Annotated in this window: 17 protein-coding genes and 1 tRNA gene; 11 read left to right on the forward strand and 7 right to left on the reverse strand. The window is 36.2% G+C overall.

Features of this window, described 5'->3' with window-relative positions:
- Positions 1-19: 19 nt before the first annotated feature.
- The 5 genes from AC52CF_RS02770 to ccoN form a co-directional block, all read right to left on the reverse strand.
- A complete protein-coding gene (locus tag AC52CF_RS02770; RefSeq protein ID WP_214590882.1) occupies positions 20-955 on the reverse strand; it encodes a YihY/virulence factor BrkB family protein in 936 nt (311 codons plus the stop codon).
- Between the two features lie 12 nt (positions 956-967).
- Positions 968-3,295 carry a translocation and assembly module lipoprotein TamL gene (tamL, locus tag AC52CF_RS02775; RefSeq protein WP_290264742.1) on the reverse strand — a complete coding sequence of 776 codons (2,328 nt, stop codon included), beginning with the start codon at positions 3,293-3,295 and terminating at the stop codon, positions 968-970.
- An 11-nt stretch (positions 3,296-3,306) separates the two neighbouring features.
- A complete protein-coding gene (locus AC52CF_RS02780; protein ID WP_496517820.1) occupies positions 3,307-8,325 on the reverse strand; it encodes a translocation/assembly module TamB domain-containing protein in 5,019 nt (1,672 codons plus the stop codon).
- A gap of 292 nt (positions 8,326-8,617) precedes the next feature.
- Positions 8,618-9,505, reverse strand: a complete 888-nt coding sequence (locus AC52CF_RS02785) for a c-type cytochrome (RefSeq protein WP_235129625.1) — start codon at positions 9,503-9,505, stop codon at positions 8,618-8,620.
- Between the two features lie 16 nt (positions 9,506-9,521).
- The gene (ccoN, locus tag AC52CF_RS02790) at positions 9,522-11,801 is read right to left on the reverse strand and encodes a cytochrome-c oxidase, cbb3-type subunit I (RefSeq protein ID WP_290264755.1); all 2,280 of its coding nucleotides are present in this window, start codon (positions 11,799-11,801) and stop codon (positions 9,522-9,524) included.
- A gap of 184 nt (positions 11,802-11,985) precedes the next feature.
- Here ccoN and AC52CF_RS02795 point away from each other — a divergent pair, with 184 nt between their 5' ends.
- The 3 genes from AC52CF_RS02795 to AC52CF_RS02805 all read left to right on the forward strand — a co-directional run bounded on the left by AC52CF_RS02795 (position 11,986) and on the right by AC52CF_RS02805 (position 14,102).
- The gene (locus AC52CF_RS02795; RefSeq protein WP_290264757.1) at positions 11,986-12,276 is read left to right on the forward strand and encodes a helix-turn-helix domain-containing protein; all 291 of its coding nucleotides are present in this window, start codon (positions 11,986-11,988) and stop codon (positions 12,274-12,276) included.
- Positions 12,277-12,478: 202 nt separating this feature from the next.
- The gene (locus AC52CF_RS02800; RefSeq protein WP_290264760.1) at positions 12,479-13,684 is read left to right on the forward strand and encodes an AAA family ATPase; all 1,206 of its coding nucleotides are present in this window, start codon (positions 12,479-12,481) and stop codon (positions 13,682-13,684) included.
- The gene (locus AC52CF_RS02805) at positions 13,677-14,102 is read left to right on the forward strand and encodes a hypothetical protein (RefSeq protein WP_290264763.1); all 426 of its coding nucleotides are present in this window, start codon (positions 13,677-13,679) and stop codon (positions 14,100-14,102) included. Before AC52CF_RS02800 ends, AC52CF_RS02805 begins: the two co-directional genes overlap by 8 nt.
- A gap of 93 nt (positions 14,103-14,195) precedes the next feature.
- Here the strand turns inward: AC52CF_RS02805 and AC52CF_RS02810 are convergent.
- Positions 14,196-14,266: transfer RNA gene (locus AC52CF_RS02810), tRNA-Gln, on the reverse strand.
- Positions 14,267-14,366: 100 nt separating this feature from the next.
- Between AC52CF_RS02810 and AC52CF_RS02815 the strand changes: the two genes are divergently transcribed.
- From AC52CF_RS02815 to AC52CF_RS02850, 8 genes are all read left to right on the forward strand, one after another.
- Positions 14,367-15,392 carry an AMP-binding protein gene (locus tag AC52CF_RS02815; protein ID WP_290264981.1) on the forward strand — a complete coding sequence of 342 codons (1,026 nt, stop codon included), beginning with the start codon at positions 14,367-14,369 and terminating at the stop codon, positions 15,390-15,392.
- Positions 15,389-15,850: a hypothetical protein gene (locus tag AC52CF_RS02820; protein ID WP_290264766.1), complete on the forward strand. Its 462-nt coding sequence runs from the start codon at positions 15,389-15,391 to the stop codon at positions 15,848-15,850. Before AC52CF_RS02815 ends, AC52CF_RS02820 begins: the two co-directional genes overlap by 4 nt.
- Positions 15,851-16,243, forward strand: coding sequence for an alternative ribosome rescue aminoacyl-tRNA hydrolase ArfB (gene arfB / locus AC52CF_RS02825; protein WP_290264769.1), 393 nt, complete (start codon positions 15,851-15,853; stop codon positions 16,241-16,243).
- 101 nt (positions 16,244-16,344) lie between these two features.
- Entirely contained in the window at positions 16,345-16,989 is a 645-nt protein-coding gene (locus AC52CF_RS02830) for a hypothetical protein (protein WP_290264773.1), read from the forward strand.
- A gap of 27 nt (positions 16,990-17,016) precedes the next feature.
- Positions 17,017-17,988: a deoxyhypusine synthase family protein gene (locus AC52CF_RS02835; RefSeq protein ID WP_214590873.1), complete on the forward strand. Its 972-nt coding sequence runs from the start codon at positions 17,017-17,019 to the stop codon at positions 17,986-17,988.
- A 245-nt stretch (positions 17,989-18,233) separates the two neighbouring features.
- Complete coding sequence (locus tag AC52CF_RS02840) at positions 18,234-19,325, forward strand: acyltransferase family protein (RefSeq protein ID WP_250902191.1); 1,092 nt, start codon at positions 18,234-18,236, stop codon at positions 19,323-19,325.
- Between the two features lie 218 nt (positions 19,326-19,543).
- Positions 19,544-19,840, forward strand: a complete 297-nt coding sequence (locus AC52CF_RS02845) for an MGMT family protein (protein ID WP_214590872.1) — start codon at positions 19,544-19,546, stop codon at positions 19,838-19,840.
- Between the two features lie 102 nt (positions 19,841-19,942).
- Positions 19,943-20,746, forward strand: coding sequence for an alpha/beta hydrolase (locus AC52CF_RS02850; protein WP_214590871.1), 804 nt, complete (start codon positions 19,943-19,945; stop codon positions 20,744-20,746).
- Positions 20,747-20,839: 93 nt separating this feature from the next.
- Here the strand turns inward: AC52CF_RS02850 and htpG are convergent, their stop codons facing one another.
- Complete coding sequence (gene htpG, locus AC52CF_RS02855; RefSeq protein ID WP_214590870.1) at positions 20,840-22,732, reverse strand: molecular chaperone HtpG; 1,893 nt, start codon at positions 22,730-22,732, stop codon at positions 20,840-20,842.
- Between the last annotated feature and the right edge of the window lie 165 nt (positions 22,733-22,897).

Here is a 22,897-nt window from a genome sequence, read left to right on the forward strand (position 1 = left end):
GGTTTTTTATTTTATCATTTTAAGCTTTTTCAGCATTCATTTTCTCTTTTAGACTGTCTTCATATAATTTGGCATCACTCCATTTTGCGTGTTTAGAGGGTAAAATCGTATATCCTTTTTTATAGGCGTAAACTTTCGTGTATTCCGCGCCAAAGAAAATCAGCATACAGGAATAATTAATCCACATCATGATCAGAATCACGGTTCCTGCAGCTCCGAAAGCGGAAGTAGGTTTCGTAGTTCCGAAATAAAGACTCAGTAAAAATTTACCCAGAGTAAACAATATTGCCGTTAGAAAAGCTCCGTTCCACACCGGTTTCCAACGCATTCTTACATCAGGAAGAATTTTAAACATCAATGCAAAAAGCAACATGACAATGGCAAAACCGATCACAAAATTCACCAACTGAACAATCAGATAGGTTTCCAGACCAAAATAATTCGTAATCCAGTTATTCAGGATACTGATCATTGAAGAAAGTACCATTGTGATCATCAGTAAAAAACCGATAATCAGGATCATTCCCAAAGAGTTGGCTCTGTCCAGTAAAAATTTAACGAATGCTTTCTGCGGAGTTGCCTGAACATCCCACAAATTATTAAGCGAGTGCTGAAGCTGAAAGAAAAGAGTAGTGGAACCGAAAACCAAGGAACCGACTCCCACAGCTTTCATAAAAATATTTTCTCTGTCAATTAATGCCCCTGCAATCATGTCCTGAATGCTTTTTGCAACATCTTTTCCCATGATTCCGCTGATCTGATTCGTGATTTCGCCGCGAATTGCCTCCTCTCCAAAGAAATATCCTGCAATCCAGATGATGATAATTAAAAGCCCGGGAATTGAAAAAATAGCGTAATAGGCAAGACTTGCGGCATCACTTGAAGCCGAAGAATTATTCCATTGTCTGAATGATTCTTTTAATGTTTCCCAGAAAAATTTTAATTGTTCGATCATTGATGGTGGTGTTTAGAAAGGATATCCGATGGCGATATTCAGGATAAGATTATCTTTTCTCCAGCTCGAATCTCCGAAATTAATTTTATCAAATGTCCATCTTTCACCCCTTTCATAATAAGGAACGCGCAATGGCATTGCTAGATCCAGTCTCAGGATCAGTATAGAGAAATCAAGTCTCAGACCAAAACCTGCGCCTACAGCCATTTCGCTTAAAAATTCTTTAGAAAATTTCGCTCCCGGTCTTTGAGGATCATCATTAATCAGCCATACGTTTCCGGCATCGGCAAACACGGCAACATTTAAAAATTTATACAAATTGGCTCTGTATTCCGCATTCAGTTCAAGTTTTACATCTCCCGACTGATCAAAATAATAGCCGGGCTTAATGGTTCTCGGATCAAAGCTTCCCGGTCCTAAAGTTCTTGCACGGAAGGCTCTCACACTGTTGCTTCCTCCGGAGAAAAACTGTCTGGAAAAAGGAATATACTCCGAATTTCCGTAAGGATAGGCAACTCCCGCAATGGCTCTCGTCGCCAAAGAAGTTTTTTCATTGAATTTATGATAGAACCTGAAATCATTCTCAATTTTGGCAAACTGACTGAACGGAACGCCGAAAATTTTTCTTTCTTTATCTTTTTCAACATTCGCTCCCGTAATCAAACCGGTTAAATTTCCTGCAAGATCCAAAGTTCCTTTATAATAAAAAGTATTCGGCTTCTGGAGCATCGTGTTGGTATACGTATAGGAATAAATCGGTCCGAATATCAACTGAGGTTTTACCACTCTGGCTAAAGCATCGTTATTCCTTGAAATTGAATCGTAAAGAGGTGTAATATTTGCCGGAGAAACATAGGTGATGTCAAAAATCTTCAGATCATGCTCTTTTCTTGCATTTTCTTTCCAGTTGTACCCGAAAGATCCCGTAAAAGTATTCAGGGAATAATATTCTGTTCTGTTCTGGAATTCGTAGCCAACCGAAATATTGGTTCTCGGAACAAATGCGCTCGAAGAATTAAACCTGAAAGGCGCAACAATCCTCGGAATTGAAAGTTGCGCATTGGCTCCCGTTCTGAAAATATTTTTCGCGTTTTCCGGACCTCCGATCTGGAAATCAAAAGCACCGTAAACAGAAGCTTTAAACTGTTCGGCGCCGCGGAAAAAATTACGGTGGGTCCAGTTAAGATTCACTTCACTTCCGGCGTAGTTTGCAGAATTGGTTCTTCCCAAAGCTTCCAGACGAAGCGACTGAAGCTCTCTCGGAGTCAGAAGATAATACGTGTCAAATTTATGTTGTAAAGAATCGGAAACAATAAATTCATTTTTCACAAATTTGAAGACACCAAGACTGATGAGTCTGTTCAGCGTAAGATTATGATTCGTTCTGTTGTACAGATCTCCTTTTTTAAAATATAATGCTCTGTCGAAAATTTTTGGTTTAAATTTATTCTGAGGATCAATAACATAAATGTCGCCGTGTTCATATTTCTGAAGCGAATCTGTGTTCATCGGGATCGAATATTTTCCCTGTTTCACATCCTGAATACTATAATTCGGGAAAACAATTACTTTATCAATGCTGAATTGTTGCGTAGACAGATCCGGAGTATTATCCTTCAGCTTCACATTCAGTTCCACCTTGTGATTTTTGCTTACTGTACTGTCTGCCTGAACAATAAGATTATCGGGATGGAAATAATAGAATCCTCTTTCTTTCAGACGGTTATCTATTCTTTCTCTTTCAGATTTTATCACATCAAGATCAAAAGGATTTCCCTGCTTCAAAAGCGTGTAGTCTTTCAGGTTCTGGATTTCCTGATTCACCAGTGAAGAATCTTTCTGGAATTTTACATTGCTGATCAGGTATCTTGCTCCTGGTTTCAAAGTATAAATTACTTTGGCTTTTTTATTTTTGGAAACCGTGTCATACGTAGCTCTTGCATTGAAATATCCTTTGTTTTCAGAATAATTAACAATGATGTCTTTATTGAATTCGCGGTCTACATCTCCCAGCAAAACAGGTTTTTCTCCCACTTTATATTTCAGCCAGTAATTGAAGCCTTTTTCTTTTTTCGGTTCTTTGGCAATATTATAAAAATACAGTTTAGGTCTTAATCCTAAAAATGAAGAGTTCGGTTTGGGAGTCAGCTTATCCTGAAGTGCGCTCTGAAGATCTTTCTTTTCCTTTTTCGGCAAAGTGTCGTTTTCAATCTTCACTTCCGCTCCTGTGTAAAGCATCTGTCCTTGCTTCAGAAATCGTGTATTGCTGCAGGAAAGTGTTGCAGAAGCCATTCCGCAGGTGATTAAAAATTTAAAATAGGTATGATAACTTTTTTTCATTTACTTAAATTCTACCGCTTGGTTTTGTTGGTTTTTTCTGGATTCCTTCGGTTCCTGTTTTTAGATTTCTGAAAAATTTCTCTGAATTTGTCATAATCCAGTGTAATGATAAATCCTACGCCTGTTTCCACGATCTGCCCCTGAAGCGCAACCTGATATTCATTCTTACGGTACGCTCTAAGCATATATCTTCCGTCTCTGGAAAGGCTGTAATCTACCGTTACGTCTCCTGCAATATTCGTCATATTTTCATTTTGTCGGGCTTCTCCTTCCAGTGCAAAATTACTTCCTACAGAAACTTTCAGACGGTCGTTCAGCAGTTTTTTGCTGACTCCGACATTCAAATCTGTTCTTGTATTTTTAGATCCTGTAGAATAATCTTCAGAAGATTCAAGGTCAAAATTCAGATCTACTCCTTTAATAAGATCCGACGCAAGATTATTTAACTGTTGGGAAAGAATTTTACTCACACTCTGTCTTGCCAGCATTTCTCCCGAAAGTCCAGCTCCGGATTCGAAAGGATTTTCTCCCACAAATCTGTTGAGAAGAAGAAGGGCAAAAACCTGTTTGTTCATTTCAGATTCCTGAGTTCTCAGCTGAGAAAGTTTCTGATCTACAATATCTGTAACCGTAGAAGAAACCGCATTATTTTTCTTATCGGTGGTTATATCAAAAGTGATTACCGGCTTCAGCAGTTCTCCTTTCATCTTCAGTAGTGTGCTGAAAGGAATTCTCTGCTTAAACTGATTGAGTGTAGAAGCCTGTTCTCCGCTGATCTGCTGTTCCACAAGATCAATCGGTGCGGCTTCGGTTTTATAAACAGCGGTAATATCCAGATTTGCTGTTGTCGGTTCTCCGGTCCATGTAATCGTACTTCCTTTCTGGATATCAAATTTACGTTTCAGGATGCTTACCGTCATTTCATAACTTCCGGATTCCACTTCATAAACTCCTACGAGTGTCGTTTTTCCGGACGGATCGATCCCCCCTGTTAATTCTGCCTCCCCCTGAAGTTTTACAAAATCTCCGTTGGCTTTGTCAATCAGTAAAGATATTTTTGCTTTCTTGCTGATCTCAATATTCACATTAACGTCCATTCCCTTAATTTTACTCTGGGAATTTAATGAATCTGCTTTTACGGTCTTATTTAAAACAACCTGATCCTGATCGATAAATTCTACAATTCCGTCTCTTTCCTGAAGCGTAGGAGAAGACTGCGGAAGCACAAAAGTAAAGTCGGTGTTGTCTGCAACAGCCAGTCTTCCGTCCACCTTCGGCAAATCTAAGTTTCCGCGGATGTGCAATCCTGCATCAATAGAGAGAACGCCGTACATTATCGCATCGTTGGATTTTTCAGAATTCACTACTTTGAAATTCTGTGCATCTACATCGAGATTAAACGCAAAATCTCTGTATGTCTGCGTAAGAACCTGTCCGTCCACTCTAAGCGCGTTTCCGTCTTTATCGTTAATTTTAAAATTATCAAACTCAATTCCGCGGTTGGTAAAGTTGATTTCGTCATTCAGTTTTCTGAAATCGCTTCCTGTTTTGGCAATTTCCAAACCTACATCATTGAATTTTACTTTACCTAAAATATTCGGTTTGGATGCTGTTCCTGTAATCTTCAGATTTCCTGACAGATAGCCTTCCGTATTGGTAATTGCATTCATCGAGAATCCCTGTACAGATTTCATCTGAAGCTGATTGATCGCCATATTCATATCGAATGTGCTGGAAGAAGTATTGTAATCTCCCAGAATTTTCACATCATTATTATTTCCGGAAAGTGCAATATCCGCATTCAGAAGATTCGGAGCATTATTATTGACTTTTACGGCAAGGTTTCCGACAGGATTTCCGTAGACAATCAGATCAGATACATTGAGATCTGAAGTGAAGGTCATGTTTTTCGTAATATTTTTAAGCTGAGCCGTTCCGTTGATGGTTCCTCTTGCCAAAACCGTATCTTTTTTAATTAATTCGGTGATGGTTTCAATCTTAAAATCCTTCAGAGAAACATTCAGCGGAGCATTCGGAGTCTGGCTTTCAGATTGTAAGGCAATTTCGCTTCCTGCGTTGGAAAGTCTGAAATTATCTGCCAGAATTCCGTTTTTGCTGATCAGTATTTTATTTCCTTCAGAAACCGTCCAGTCAGAATAATTTAATTTTAAACCATTTGGATTTAGAGAAATTTCCGTGATGTCGTTCAGCGATTTTGCATTTCCGGCAATCAGGAATTGGGTAACTTCTTTCTGGTCTTTCGTGGTGATGTTATAATTAATGATATTATTGGCAACATCCCCTGTAATTCCTACTTTATTCAGTGCGAAGCTGGAGCTTTTTAACCCTGCAACATAAAGATTATATTGTAAAGCCTGATTTTCGTTCGTTACTTTTATGGTGGCATTTTCAATGGAATTTTCCCCGTAAAGAAGCTGCGGAATCTGTCCGTCGATCTCAATTTTCTGAGAATCTGCGTCGTAATTTCCATTTAAATTAATCGTTTCAAAACTTTTCAGTTCCGGAACAAATTTTCTGATCAGATCATCATTTTTAATTTTTGCATTGAAGGTAAAAAACTGTCCTGCCTGAATTTTCTGTGCTTTTCCGGACTTTTGAAACTGATAATATTGGTTAATTGTATTCGATAAAGCTCCGAAAATCTGCGTCAGCTTATATTTTCCTTTTAATTCTACATCTGCAATCTGGGAATTGAAAATAATATTAGTGGAATCCGCAGTTGAAGACGCTTTTAAATTCATTTCCTGAATCGGGTATACTTCTTTGGTATCAGAAAAAGCAAAGTCTTTTAAATTCAGATAACCGTTCAGATTGTCGGGATCAAGATTAGAAAAATCTCCGTCAATTTTTCCGGCAAGAATCATCGGATCTTTATAGAATCCCAGTTTGTTGAGGTCTAATTTTATGACTTCTCCGTTTACTTTTACCGTCGGATTTTTTTCGTTGTACACTCCGGAAGCGGTTAACATCATGTTCGCATTCGGATCTTTTGAATTTAAAACAACATTATACACACCGCGGCGGATTTTTCCGGTAAGATTCATGTTCTGATAACGGTATCCTTTATAAACAGCCGAAGCAACATGACCTTTAAGATCGGCATTGGCATTTTTAAAATCGAAACTTTCTCCTTTCGCGTAAATCTGTGCAGAAATAGCCCCGATTTCTTTATTCTGAATGATTTTCCCCAACTGAAGTCCCTGAAGATTGGCTTTTACATCATACAGTTCTCTGTTTTTTCTGCGCATATCCACATTTGCCTTAACGGAAGCATTTCCAAGCGTAGAGTAGAGGTTAAGGTCTGTTGCAACTACTTTCGTAGTTCCTTTTGCGATTCCTTTGATGCTGAAATTGGAAGGAAGCGAAATATTTTTCGGAATTGTATTTTTGGGAACTAAATTGTAAATGGTTTTTGCAGATGAAGATAATTCTGCTATTTTCAGATCGTAATACAACTGATCCGGATTTGTTGCATTTTTCACTCTTCCTGATGCGGCAACTCTTAGCTGATCGATACCTGAAATTTTCAGATTATTAATCAATAAATCATTGACGCTTCCTTTTACATTGGCATTAATATTTAAAACCGCGTTGGGATATTTGTTGAAAGGTGTGGTATTTCTTAAGGTCGGAACAATATTCAGGATATCAGAAAATCCGATTCTGGAATCTTTGATGTTGGCTGAAATCTGTACGGCTCCTAAATTAGAACTCAACTGTTCGATTGAATTGTAATTTAAAACCACCTCATCGCGAAGAATGGTTTTCGGAGTCTGTAAATAAAGATCTTTTAAGTACGCCTGTTTATCATTATATACAAAATCTGTATTGAATTTTTGAATATCCAATCCTCTTGCTTCCTGAATTTCTGCGGAATTTACGTTTCCTGCAAAAGTATTGTTCTGCATTTTAAAACTTCTGACTTCAAGATTCAGCTTGGAAAAATTCAGATGATTGAAATCCATTCCCTGTTTGGTAGGAGCAATCGCTGTATTGTTGTAGGCGACTTTTACATCATTTAAAACAAATTTTCCTAAAAGAAGGCTGAGTGCTTTTTGCTGTGCTGAATTTTTTGAAACTTCCGGCTCCGTTTTCGGATTGGCATTTTTTGCAGGAAGATATAAGTTGGCGTTAATATCGGCTCCGGAAAGAAACACATTATCCACATTGTAAGCGTTGTTTTCCAGATCGAGTTTGTTCACTTTCGTGCTTAGTTCTTTAAATAAAACTTTAGCGAAAGTTTTGGTATTGTCATCTCCGTAATCGATGTTGAAATTGGTGAGTTTAATTCCTCGTAAGCCAATCTGCATCGGCTTTTTGTTATTCAGGGAATCTACTTTTTTCTCTACTTTTTTTGAAACTTCTTCTACAAGATCCTGCTTCAGTTTCAGTTTTAAGCCGTCTAAATTGATGTCGTTGACGGCATAAGAATTCTTCTGAAGATCAAAGGTTTTTACGCTCGTATCAAAAGATTTAAAGTAAAGCTGAATATCATTTCTGGATTGCTGATCGTTGAAGGTAACGCCGATGTCTTTCAGATTGATTTTATCTAAAGAAATAATGAACGGTTTGGAAGTGCTTTCTTCCTTATCGCTTGTTGCAAAAGCATCCAGAATATAATCGAAGTTAAATTTTCCGTCGGGTTTTCTCACTACATTGGCTCTTGCTCCTTCCAGATCTACAGAGGTAATATCTGCGGTGGAGTTGATGAGTTTAAGCATATTTAAACCGACATCCAGTTTTTTTACCGCCAAAAGGGTGTCGATATCCTGACCTTTAAGATAAAGATTTTCCATCACAAGACTGTTCGGGAAACCGACGTAGACTCTTTCGAGACTAACTTTTGTTTTGATTTTTTTCTCCAGATAAACCACCAGTTTGTCTTTTATAAAATTCTGAACAACAGGAAGTCTCAGGCTGAGTATTAGTAACGAAAAAAATACCAGTATGGATATAATGGTAATTGCAAAACGCTTAAAGAGTTTTCTTTTATTGATTTTCAGTTTCAAAAGTGATCGGGTTTAAACAAATATAACAATACTTATCGTACTGTTACTATGTTGTGGTACACTTTTGTGAATACAAAAACCCTGCCTTGACTGCCAATTATGGAATTTAGTTTAGTTAATTGTCAAGTGAATAGTTGAAAATGGCAGTCAAGGCTCGGGTTTGGTTTTCTAAAAAGCCCCCTTTTAATCATTTTTCTGTTGAAAAGGTTTAGCAAAAATGAATATTCAAAATATTATGTTAGGTTTATGGATAGGGGGCTTGGCATGGTTTAAGTGTTGAGATAATTATTTTTTATTCGTTTCCGTTTTCCCATTTCACCAGCTCACCCTGTGGTGCAGCACCGCCCTGAGCCGGAGTAATAGGAGGAGTTTCCTGATTGATATGGTAAATATAGGCTGCAATTTTTTCTGCGTCTCTTCCGGTAATGGTTCCTTCTTTAATTAAAGGTCTCATCGTAGGATTGTTGGGAGAACCGTTTTCCAGCATCCAGATTACGTTTTTAAACAGGCTTTTCTGTTTTACATTAATCCAGTGTGTGTCTGTAAGGTTTGGTCCGATTCCGCCTTTTCCGTTTTCTCCGTGGCAGGTTACGCAGTTTGTTTTAAATAATTCCTGACCTTCCGCGATGTTATCTGCACTGTACTTTGCATTTTCCAGTGTTACCTGCGGAGCTGTTTTTTCAAATTCTGCAATGGAAGCCAGCATTGTCTTGGTTTCTGCATTCAGTTCTGCATCCGGATGTGCATAATCTGTGAAGGCAAAAGCGGTAAGGTATATGGCGCAGAAAATACATCCGAAGTAAAATAAACCGATCCACCATTTTGGAAGAGAATTGTCCAGTTCGGTAATTCCATCGAATCCATGATCGATAAGAATATCTTTTTCCTCTGTTGCAGACTGTTTTTTGAATGCTGAATTCCAGAGTTTCTGAAAGTAAGGCGTATTTTTATCTTTAATATAGGCTGCTTTTTCTTCGTCAGATAATTTCTTAAAATTTTCACCTTCAATTAAATCTCCGATGGAGTTCATAATCAGGAGAAGAATAATGGCAATAAGCATTAATCCCCAGAAAAAAGGTGAAGAAAAATATCCTGAATCGTGCGCGAACATTTCGAACGCCATAATCGTTAAACCTACTGTTACGAGAATGTAGATTGAAATCGGGGTTCTTGTTTTCATGTCAATTTAATTTAAATTATTCTGCACTTGCAGTTTTAATCTGAGTAGTTTTAATATCGGTTCCCAATCTTTGCAGATAAGCGATCATGGCTACGATTTCTCTTTTTTCCAGAGGAACGAATGAAGCTCCTTTTGCCGCACGGTCTTTTTCCACCTGATCTTTTACGTCTTTCGCTTCAGAATAAATTCTTTTTACGATAGCACCTGCCTGATTGTCTGCCCACTGGTTTGCGGAATCTATTTCTGCTTTTGAATAAGGAACGTCAAAGTAATTTTTCATTAATTTCATCTTGTCTACCGTCTTTGTTCTGTCCAGTGTATTGCTGATCAGCCATGGGAAACGCGGCATGATAGAACCCGCTGAGGTAATTCTTGGATTATACATATGTTTGAAATGCCATGAATCCGGGTTTCTTCCACCTTCTCTCTGCAGATCCGGTCCGGTTCTTTTAGATCCCCAAAGGAATGGTCTGTCATAAACAAATTCTCCTGCTTTGGAATACTGTCCGTTTTTGCCTTCAAATCTTACAATTTCATCACGGAAAGGGCGGATCATCTGAGAGTGACAGGCGTTACAGCCTTCACGGATGTATAGATCTCTTCCTTCAAGTTCCAATGGTGAGTAAGGTTTTACTGCGGTAATGGTAGGAACACTCTGTTTTAAGGTTAATGTCGGGATAATTTCTACCAAACCTCCAATGGCTACGGTAATGAAAGCCAATATCGCCATAACTCTCGGAGTTCTTTCGATCCATAAGTGAATTCCTTCGCCTTCTTTTCTTGCAGATCCGATATTTGCCAGTGCCGGAGCTTCTGCCGGAACGTTTTTCTGGAAAGATCCTGCTTTGATGGTTTTAATAACATTCACCACCATTAAAACAGCTCCTGAAATATAGAACAGACCTCCTAAGAATCTCATTTTATAGTAAGGAATAATTGCAGTTACGGTATCCAGCCAGTTTTTCCAAACTAAAGTTCCGTCCGGATTGAACTGTTTCCACATTAATCCCTGAGTAAATCCTGAAATATACATCGGAACCGCGTAGAAGATAATTCCTAAAGTTCCCAGCCAGAAATGCCAGTTGGCTAATTTTCTGGACCAAAGCTGTGTTCTCCACATTACAGGAATCAGATAATAAACGATACCGAAAGCCATGAAACCATTCCATCCTAATGCTCCGATGTGTACGTGACCGATTACCCAGTCTGTATAGTGGCCAATTTTATTTAAAGATTTTGTTGCTAAAAGCGGACCTTCAAAAGTTGCCATACCGTAGCATGTCACCGCAACAACAAAGAATTTTAAGATAGGATTTTCTCTTACTTTATCCCATGCTCCTCTAAGAGTCAGCAATCCGTTCAGCATACCTCCCCAAGACGGAGCGATCAGCATGATGGAGAAACCTGTTCCCACTGCCTGTGCCCAAGCCGGAAGCGCCGTGTATTGTAAATGGTGTGGTCCTGCCCAAAGGTAAACGAAGATCAGAGACCAGAAGTGAATGATTGATAATTTGTATGAAAATACAGGTCGGTCTGCCGCTTTTGGTAAGAAATAATACATTAAACCAAGAACCGGAGTTGTCAGTACGAACGCTACCGCGTTATGACCGTACCACCACTGAACCAACGCATCTTTAGCTCCTGCGTAGATAGAATAAGATTTCCATGTGGTAAAAGATAACGGAACTTCAAGGTTATTGAAGATATGAAGCATTGCTACGGCAAGCCAGGTTCCCATGTAAAACCAAATGGCTACATAAAGATGTCTCACTCTTCTTTTGGCAATGGTTCCGAACATATTGATCCCGAAAATCACCCATGAAATGGTAATTAAAATATCAATCGGCCATTCGTGTTCTGCATATTCTTTTGAGGTATTGATTCCCATTAAGAACGTAATTACCACAGAAACAATCATGATCTGCCATGTCCAGAAGTGAATCCATGACAATGTATCACTGTACATTCTTGTTTTAAGAAGTCTCTGCATACTGTAATACGCACCGCAGAAAAAGGAATTACAGACAAATGCGAAAATCACAGCACTCGTATGAAGCATTCTGATTCTCCCGAAACCTAAAGCTCCCTGAGTATTAATAAGCCCCTGAATATTACCGGATGCTAAACTTTTAATCGTTGTATCATCGGTTCCGAATAAAAATTCCGGAAGTTCAGGATAAAAAAGCATCAGCGCAGCAGTAAGCCCAAGTAAAAAACCCACCAAACCGAATGCGATTGTAGCATAGAGGAATGCTCTGACAATATTATTGTCATAATTAAATTTTTGCGTCTCCATAATTCCTATTGTGTTGTACTGAAGTTGATATTTTTCTATTAAAGCTTAATTTCACAAACAAATTTTAAGGTAATATTAAATATCATGTAGTGTAATAATGTTTTGACAAAGGTATTTACTAACTTTGTGTAAGTCTAATAGATATACTTCTAAAATATACCGAAAACTACTAAAACCGGAAGACATGAAAATATGTGGACAAAATATCAGAAAAATAAGACGGAGTAAGGATTTTACTCAGGAATATATGGCTTTTGAGATGGGGATTTCTCAGAAAGCATATTCCGATATTGAAAATTCCAAAGTAAAGATCAATCTCGATATTCTTACCAGAATTTCGGGTATTTTAGAAATAAAACCTTCTGACATATGCAGTATTTCAGATAAGTGCGGTAACGGCTATGAAGATAAATATAATGATCTGGTAGAGTATATGAAGAAAAAAGGAATTGAAGTTCCTAAAGAATATTTATAGTATTGTTAGATATAAATCGGAAAGGCTGCTTCTTTTGAGGCAGTCTTTTATTTTTTTAAACGAATTAAGCTTGAAGAAAATAAAAAATTAAACACGCTCATATTTTTTTCTTTTTTTCTTTTTCTTTGTTGCATTTAATTATTACCATTTAATGGTAGTAATTAAATGTAAAATTATAAATTTGCAATTATAATTTATTAATATGATAATAGAATTCAAGTTTAGGAATTTTCTTTCATTCAAAGATGAAGTCAATTTTTTAATGACGCCAGTAAAATCATTTAAGGAACTCAAACAAACAAATATCATAGAGACAGATAAGATTGACTTACTTAAAGTTGCCGCTATATATGGAGCAAATGGAAGTGGAAAAAGTAATTTTATAAAAGCATATTCACTTTTTATTAATTTTATATATAGTTCATTTATTGATTCTTTAAATAAAAAAAATAATGGAAAAATATTTAATAAACATTTTAAATTAAGTACATTATCTGAAAATGAGAATACAATGTTTGAAATTTCTTTCATACAAGGGAAATATATTTACAGATATGGCTATGAAATATATCAAAATGATGTGAAAAAGGAATGGCTTTACAGAAAACAAGAAAGAGAAATAATGCTCTTTAAACGTGAGAATCAAATTTTTGAGATTAATCAGGAATCTTTTAAAGAAGGAGCAAAATATAGTGGAGAGGTTAATAGTAATGTACTATTAATTAGCCATCTTGCTCAATACAATCGACCTGTAACCAAAGAAATTTTTAAATGGTTCAGTAAGACTGCTGCAATTAGTGGAATAGATGGAGGCCTTTATTCAGATTATACAAAAGATCTTTTAAAGGATGATAAAAACTTTAAAGAATGGGCTACTCTCGTACTTAAGTATTTAGAAATTGCAAATATAGAGGCTGGTGAAGAGGATGGAGAAATAATTACTTATCATAGAAAATATGATCAGAATAAATTAATTGTTGAAGCTGTTGCTTTTAAGCCATATATGGAATCAGACGGGACAAATAAACTAATTCATATTCTTGGTCCTTTATATTTTACTCTTCGAAATGGAGGAGTGTTATTTATAGATGAATTTGATTGTAAATTACATTCTAACCTTTCTAAAAAAATTTTAGCACTTCTACAGCAATTTAATACTGGAAATGCACAATTTATATTTTCTGCACAAGACACAAATCTTTTAGATAAGTCTTTATTAAGGAGAGATCAAATATGGTTTACAAATAAAGATCAATTTGGGGTATCTTCAATATACTCATTATCTGAATTCAATGCTAGGGCAGTACGAAACACTTCAGATTTCGCAAAAAAGTATCTTGATAACACTTTTGGTGGGGCTGATACTTTAGAAATAACAACTAAACTAACTGAAGTTCTATATGGCTAAGAAAAAACAAAAAAATGACCCACAATATGAAAGGCGTCAAGGAAATCGTGGCCCACAAACATCAGAAAAGCGTAAATTACATTTTTCTTTAGAATTTTTAATTGATAATACAGGAGAAGGTCAAACCTTTGCCGAATGGCAAGAATTAGGGCATATCGCAGAAATGCTTGAAATGATGAGGCACTTAAGTAAATTTACTTGTGAAGAAGCTTTACAGGATGGAAGTATTAAACAATACAAAAAATGGCCTATTAATTCAAAATTTAAGGAACCTAAATACTTACCAAACAAAAATTGGGGATCTATGCATATTACAAAAAAAAGCAAAGAAGTCGTGGCTGGATTTCTTGAAGATAATGTTTTCCATATAGTTTTCCTCGATAAAGATCATTTGTTCTATCCTATCTCCAGTCGTTAATTGTTTTAAAATATATTTATTGTCGTCTATTAAATTAACCAGAATTTTTAAAAACAGAAACAAAAAACCACCCTTGAAAAAGGATGGTTTTTGTAGACTCACAGGGATTCGAACCCCAGATGACTGAACCAAAATCAGTAGTGTTACCGCTACACCATGAGTCTCTGTTTGTTTTAGTGGTGCAAATTTACAGCTTTTTTTATTACATACAAGAAAATATTAAACTTTTTTTTAAATTTACTGTATATTTTATTCTCGGAAATGATGCAGATCGACTTCAATAATCTCAATATTAATCAATTATCCTTTGAAACAGAATTTGAAATCAAGGTGAAGAATTTTCTGAACGAATGGTTCTCGGATTCTGATACGGTAAAAGTACAGACTTCCGGTTCTACAGGAACTCCAAAAGTTTTTGGTATTGAAAAAAGCAGAATGATAAATTCCGCAGAGATGACCTGTGGTTTTTTGAGATTGAAAGAAGGAGATATTGCTTTAATCTGTCTTCCGGTCGAATATATTTCAGGGAAAATGATGATGGTTCGTTCGATAATGAGAAAATTAAAATTAATTGTTGTCGATCCTTCGATTAAACCCGTTGAAACTTTAGATCAACCTGTTGATTTCTGTGCTATGACGCCGCTTCAGGTAGAGAATTCTTTAGATAAACTGTATCTGATTAGAAATCTGATTATTGGGGGAGCCGCAGTTTCCGAAGGCCTGAAAAAAAAGATGAAGGAAGCTTTGAAAAAATCAGATTCTGAAACCTTTATTTTCGAAACTTACGGAATGTCTGAAACCCTTTCTCATATTGGTTTGAAACAAATTTTGCCACAGCCGGAAGAATATTTTACGGTTTTTGAAAATGTAGAAATATCTTTGGACGAAAGAAACTGTCTGAGAATTTTTGCCCCCAAATTAAATCCCGAAATTCTTCAAACGAATGATTTAGTTGAAATTAAAAATGGAAAACAGTTTAAATTTCTCGGGAGAATTGACAATGTTATCAATTCAGGAGGTGCAAAAATATTTCCGGAGCAATTGGAAGCCTTGGTAAAAAAAGAAATTCCGAATGAAGTGGTTTTCTTAGGAATTGATGATGTAAGTCTCAGTCAAAAATTAATTGCAGTAATTGAAGGCGAAAAATCGGACGATTTAATTAAAAAAATAAGAGAAATTCAGTTTGAAAAAAGTTTTCACAAGCCGAAAGAAATTGTTTTTGTTGAAAAAATTCCGAGAACGCCCAATGGGAAAGTATCGAGGAAAGAACTTTTAAAATTGATTTTATGAAAAGACAATTGATAAAAATTACAGTTATTTTTGTCATTTTTCTTACCTGCTCGATGTTTTATTTTCAATGGAGTGTAAGAGAAGCTGAAAAACAGGATCAGTATGAAGAGCCTTTATTCCAAAATAATATTGTTATAAAAGGAATAATTGATGATATCAGCGATTCCGGTAATCATTGTTTTAATATTATTTATCTGAAAAGTTTTAAAAGTACAGCACATTATTTTAATCCTTTCAGGAAAAATACTTATCCCTATGCAATTAATGGCAGAAATTGTGAAATATATTCTTGGGCTTGTGTGCATGATGTGGAACGTGGAGATTCAATAATTATAGACTCCAATAAAAGAAGTTTTTTGATTATTAAAAAAAATACGGTGAACAATTTAAGAAGCGATTTGTCTTTTGTGGATGGAGAACTCAGTTATATAAAAGAACATTCAAAATTGAAATTTTAAATGAAAGATTTTACCAGAGAACTAAGTTATAAGACTTCCCGCAGCAGCGGAGCAGGAGGACAGAATGTGAATAAGGTGGAAACTTCCGTAACTGTTCTTTGGAATGTTCAGGAATCCGAATTTTTTAATGAATTTCAGAAAAATTTAATTCAGGAAAAACTCAGGAACAGAATTAATGCAGAAGGATTTTTATTTTTAACTGTTTCAGAAAGCAGAACGCAGCTTGCCAATAAAAATAAAGCGACGGATAAAATTCTGGAAATCGTCAACAAAGCTTTAATTATACCCAAAAAACGTTTGGCAACAAAACCTTCAAAAGCTCAGAAGCAAAAAAGATTAGACACGAAAAAGAAATTATCGGATAAAAAAGAAAATCGGAAGTTTAAATATTAAACGAATTTCAGTATTACGGTTGATTTTTTTAATGTTAAACTTTATTTTCTTTGACATCAATTCACATATTCGTTTTATTTTTGCGGCAAATTTTTTAACTAATGATCAAAAAACTATTCGCATTGGGTTTATTCTCAATCTCAGTATTCTCTTTTGCACAAAAAGTTTCCATTTCTCCATCGGTAGGTTATGCGTGGAGATTGGCAAAAACTCCGGGTAACATTCCAAGAGATCAGAAAGAATACATTAAAGGAATTAAAAGCGGTCTTAATTTCGATGTTGCATTGCGCTACGAAGTAAAAAGAGGACTTCTTATCGGTTTTAAATATTCCAACTACAGTGCTTCTACAAGCGGAAGATTAAGTGTTGCAGACAATACGGGAAATATTGTTTCGGCAAATGTAAGTACAAAAGACCAGATTAATTTTTACGGTCCGGAACTTACCCTAACCAATGATGCTCACGAAACAAAGCACAAACTGTTTATGGATGTCGCTTTAGGAGCAATGACCTACACCACAAAAACAGGAACGGTAAAAGGAAAAGGAACAACATTCGGGGCGGAACTGGATCTTGCCTATCAGTATGAAGTAAGCAAGAACTTTTTAATCGGTCCGAAAATCGGACTTTCCGGAGGAACCCTTAGCAAAATGAGCTTTAACGGACAGTCTGTAGAATTTGGAGAAGACCAAAAAGAAGGTTTAACGAGACTTTCTTTAAGTGCAGCCGCTACATTCCGTTTTTAAGTTTTATCTTTGCAAAAATTATAAAAAATGAGCAAACCGATAACTGAGTTCATAGAAAAGTACTACCTGCACTTCAACGCAGCTGCATTGGTGGATGCTTCTAAGGGATATGTTGCACATCTTAAGGATGGCGGAAAAATGATGATTACTCTTGCCGGAGCAATGTCTACTGCGGAGTTGGGGAAAATTCTTGCAGAGATGATCCGTCAGGATAAAGTAGATTTCATTTCTTGTACAGGGGCAAATCTTGAAGAAGATTTAATGAATCTTGTAGCACATTCTCACTATGAAAGAGTTCCTCACTACAGAGATCTTACGCCACAGGAAGAGTGGGATCTTCTGGAAAGAGGTCTGAACAGAGTTACAGATACCTGTATTCCTGAAGAAGAAGCTTTCAGAAGATTGCAGAAACATATTTTTGAAATCTGGAAAGATGCAGATGATAAAGGTGAAAGATATTTCCCGCACGAATACATGTACAAAATGATCCTTTCCGGAGTTTTGGAACAGTATTATGAAATCCCGAGAGAAAACTCATGGATGATTGCTGCTGCGGAGAAAAATTTACCAATCGTCGTTCCGGGATGGGAAGATTCTACAATGGGTAATATTTTTGCTTCTTACTGCATCAAAGGAGAACTTAAATTCTCTACGATGAAATCAGGGATCGAGTATATGGCTTATTTAGCAGACTGGTACACTAAAAATTCAGCAGGAAAAGGAGTAGGATTCTTCCAGATTGGAGGAGGTATTGCCGGAGATTTCCCGATCTGTGTGGTTCCGATGCTGTATCAGGATATGGAAATGCATGACATTCCGTTCTGGTCTTATTTCTGTCAGATTTCAGACTCAACGACTTCTTACGGTTCTTATTCCGGAGCAGTTCCGAACGAGAAAATTACCTGGGGTAAACTGGATATCACAACACCGAAATTTATCGTTGAAAGTGATGCTACCATTTGTGCACCATTGATGTTTTCTTATATCCTTGAAAACTAATTGGATAAATTTCAATTAATTATATTTAAAAGGCTTATTTATTAAGCCTTTTTTTGTATCATACTTTTAATTTAACCGCAAAAGACTCAAAAGAACTCATTGAAAAAAATAGAAATTCAAAAGTTTGCAAAATGTGACTTTGTTAATTTTTTCATGTTTTGTAACCTTTTGAAATACTCTTTACATTCAAAATTCTTTGTTTCTTTTGTGGTTTAAAAACTAAATAACTTTTACTGTTATAAAACTTGGAAGCTTTTCAGAAAAATAAATTCGATGCTCTTACAGGAATGCGTGCTGTTGCTGCGATTATGGTATTTGTATATCATAACCGTAAATACTGGCGTAATGATCTTCCCTTTGAAATCATGCGTTTCATCAGCGAATGGCATATCGGAGTAACGGTTTTCTTTGTCCTGAGCGGATTTTTACTCGCTTACCGTTACGAAGAAAAACCTCTGGAGTCCAAAAAATCTTATTTAAAATACATTTTACTGCGGATCGCCAGAATTTTTCCGCTGTACTGGATTTTGCTGAGCGCTTTTTTTCTGGATGTAAAATATTCCAAAGATGTAGATACATATTTCTTACAGTATTCACTTTTTTACTCTTTATTTGAAAAGTACTCTGTCTCAGGAATCGTTCAGGCTTGGTCGCTTACGGTAGAATTTTTCTTTTATCTTTTCGCTCCGTTTTTATTTCTTTTGCTTAAAAAAAACTGGAGCTACTGTATTCTTTTTTTAGCCGGATTTTTTCTTGTAGGTTGGGGAATCGGTTATGGTCTACATGAATATAACGGAAATCCAAAAGGCTTTTTATATCCTCTGAAATTCATGACAGGAAGCACGTTTTTCGGAAGAAGCTCTGAGTTTTTCTTCGGAATGTTGCTTGCTTATGTAATGAAGAAAGAGAAAGGTATTCAGTTTTTAAAAAAATTAAAACGGTCTACTTTGTTGGGCGGTATTTCAATTATTCTCTTGACCATTGCCATTGCATTTTTTGCCCGAAATAACTTTGTTCATGGAGTAGAGCGATGGGAAGGAAGACTGATTCACGAATTTTTGCTTCCGGTCGCGATTATCACTTTCTTTTGGGGACTGATGTCTGAAAAAACATGGATTTCAAAGTTTCTTTCTTCAAAACTATTGATTCTTTTGGGAAATGCCTCATTTGTGTTTTACCTGATCCATCTGAGTTATTTCAATATGAAACTTAAGTCTTTCGTTTATCTTCCCGATAAAAATTTTGTTCTGTTGTGGATTTGTTCGATCATTATTTATCTGCTCATTGAAAAACCTCTGTATGAAAAATGCAGAAAATTAATTGCTAAAATTAAATAAACTTTTCTCAGTCTAATCCATCGAATTTATCAGGACAAAATAACGGTAGGCAAGAATTCCTTTCTGAATTTTTGTCAGTTTGCTTGGATCTTTATCACTTAATTTGGGTAAAATTGCCTTATTTATTTTATTCAAAAAGCGGAAAAACGATTTTTTCATAACTTTATATTTTACAGATTGAATTTCAATGGTCAATTCAAAAATAATGCAAAACAAAAATGGACGAAATATTTAAAAAGCAGGTTTGGGAAATCACTAAGTTAGTTCCGAAAGGCAGAGTAACGAGTTACGGAGCAATTGCCAAAGCAGTGGGTTATCCCAATCATTCCCGCCACGTTGGAAAAGCAATGGGAGGCTGTCCGAAAGACGTTCCAGCCCATCGTGTAATTTCAAGTTCAGGAACTTTATCGGTTCCGGAATTTCAGGAAAAACTGGAAGCGGAAGGAATTACTGTTGAAAATTTCAGGATTAAAAATTTCAAAAACCTGTTCTGGAATCCGCTGGAAGAACTGTAAGAAAAGAATATTTACCATTCAGAAGAGAAAAATTACGGCTGAGTCTGTTTTTTTGGCGAAAGACTTTTGTAAAGGCTAGTTTTGCTTCATAAATAATACGCTATGAAAACAAAACTTCTATTCTCCGCACTTTTTTTAATGACAGTCTGCTTTTTTAAAGCACAGATGGATGATAATTTCTACAAGCCGGGCAAGACACTTCGTCCTGTAGAAAATCTGGTTTACGAAGATTTTTCCATTCCAGTGGAAAAAGATACCATTACAGGAATTATTTTAAAGCCAAAATCGGGAAAAGCCAAAGGAACGGTTCTGTTTTTTCACGGTGCAGGAGGAAATGTAACTTCTTATCTTTTCATGACGAAACCTTTGGTTGAAAATAATTTTCAGGTAGTAATGGTCGATTTTCGCGGTTATGGAAAATCAACAGGTAAACCGACTCACCTTAACATCGCATCAGACGGACAGATTTTCTTTGATAAAATGATGCAAAGACCTGAAATTGCCGATATCAAAATTATTCTGTACGGAGCTTCCATGGGATCGCAGATTGCGGCTCATTTAGCGAAAAATAATAAAACCAAAATTGCAGGACTGGTAATGGACGGAAGTATTTCTTCTTTCACTGATATTGCGATGTATTACAAACCTGAACTCAAGGAAGTCATTTCCCGATATGTTATTTCTCCTTATTCTGCTAAAGAGGATTTACAGGATACGGAAGGTCTTCCTAAACTTTTTATCCACAGTAAAGATGATAAGGATGTTCCTTACGAAGAAGGATCTGAGAATTATGCCAAAGCTTCTTTGCCGAAAGAGTTTTTGGAATATTCTGGCAAACATCTGGAAGCAATGAATACTCAGGCTGGAAAAATTGTTTCGGCTATTGATAAGATACTGAATAAATAAAGAGGTTTGGGTTTCGGCGGCTTCGCCGCCGAAACCCAAACAAAAAATCCGGCGGAGCAAAGCTCCGCCGGATTCAATATAAAAATAGTCAATTTACTTTTCCAGTTGCTTATAACTTCTCTGGATGAAGTCCGTAAGCTCTTTTCCTTTCAATAGATTCTGCGAAAGTTTAGCAAGATCCAAAGCGTATTTAATCAAATCTGATTTCGCTTCTATATTTTCCGTTTTTAAAATCTGACCCGCAAGTTCGCTGTTGGAATTTACCACCAGATTATACATTTCCGGGAATCCTCCCATTCCGAACATTCCGCCGCCTCCTGTTGCCTGCATATCTTTCATTCTTCTCATAAATTCAGGCTGGGTAATTGTGAAAGGCGCATCGCTGCTGTCTAAATCTTCAAGCTGAACGGTAAATTTGGTATCATTGATAGACTCTTCAACGTTCTTCTTTAAAGATTCCTTTTCAGTCTCTGTTAATTTTGAAATAACAGGTTCGTCTTTTTTAATCAGATTGTTGATGTGATCTGCATCTACTCTTGCAAAAGAAATTTTATCTTTCGATGTTTCCAGTTTTTGAATCACGTGAGGAATAATCGGAGAATCCAAAAGAAGAACCTCATATCCTTTATCTTTTGCAGACTGGATGTAAGAGTGCTGTTCATCTGCGTTGGACGCATAAAGAACGACCAGTTTTCCGTCTTTATCGGTCTGAGTAAGTTTAATCTTTTCTTCCAGTTCATTCCAAAGGAAATATTTTCCGTCAGTGGTTGGATAAAGAGTGAATTTATCAGCTTTTTCTGCAAATTTTTCTTCGGTAACAATTCCGTATTCGATCACTACTTTAATGTCGTTCCATTTTTTCTCATAATCTTCACGGTTTTCGTTAATTAAAGATGCCATTTTGTCGGCAACTTTTTTTGTGATGTATGAGGAAATTTTCTTCACGGCTCCGTCTGCCTGAAGATAAGAACGGGAAACGTTCAATGGAATATCCGGAGAATCGATCACACCGCGAAGAAGCATTAAGAAATCAGGTACAATTCCTTTCACTTCATCGGTTACAAAAACCTGATTCTGATACAACTGAATTTTATCTTTTTCAATATTTAAATTGTTGTTCAGTTTCGGGAAAAATAAAATCCCCGTTAAATTGAACGGATAATCTACATTCAGGTGAATATTAAACAAAGGTTCCTCAAACTGCATGGGATACAATTCGTGGTAGAACTTCATATAATCTTCATTCGTCAGTTCGCTCGGCGCGATAGTCCATGCCGGAGTCGGATTGTTGATAATATTGTCAACTTCTTCCGTTTCTGCAACCGCATCTTCAGGAGCATCTTCCGGTAATGGAAGCGTATGTGTTTTTGTTCCGAATTTAATGGGAACAGGCATAAATTTGTTATACTTCAACAGCAGTTCACGGATCTTTCCTTCTTCCAGAAACTCTGTAGAATCTTCTGCAATATGAAGAATAATTTCAGTTCCTCTGTCTGTTTTATCCGTAGTTTCCTCTAAAGTAAATTCAGGACTTCCGTCACAGATCCAACGAACAGCAGGCTCATCTTTATAAGATTTGGTAAGGATTTCTACTTTTTCCGCAACCATAAAGGCAGAGTAAAATCCAAGTCCGAAATGTCCGATAATTCCTGAATCTTTTGCCGTGTCTTTGTATTTTTCCAGAAATTCTTCAGCACCCGAAAAAGCAACCTGATTGATGTATTTTTCAACTTCTTCACCCGTCATCCCGATTCCCTGATCGATGATGTGAAGTTTTTTGTTTTCTTTATCTACTTTTACCTCAATCTTCGGATTTCCGTATTCCACTTTTGCTTCCCCGATGCCTGTTAAATGTTTCAGCTTTAACGTAGCGTCCGTTGCGTTGGAAATTAACTCTCTTAAGAATATTTCGTGGTCACTGTAAAGAAATTTTTTAATAAGCGGGAAAATATTTTCCACAGATACATTAATATTTCCTTTAGTCATAATAATTTTGGGTTTTTAATTTTCTATACTTTCTCAAAAAAAATACCGTTTCCAAGAAAGTGACATTTTGACATTTTTTCAGAATAGGATTGTTGAAGATCAAAATTTTTCAAAAGAATAAAAATCAGCAATTTTTTAAGACTGATATTTTCTTTTTTTCCAATC

Source organism: Chryseobacterium sp. 2P (genome assembly GCF_059579425.1).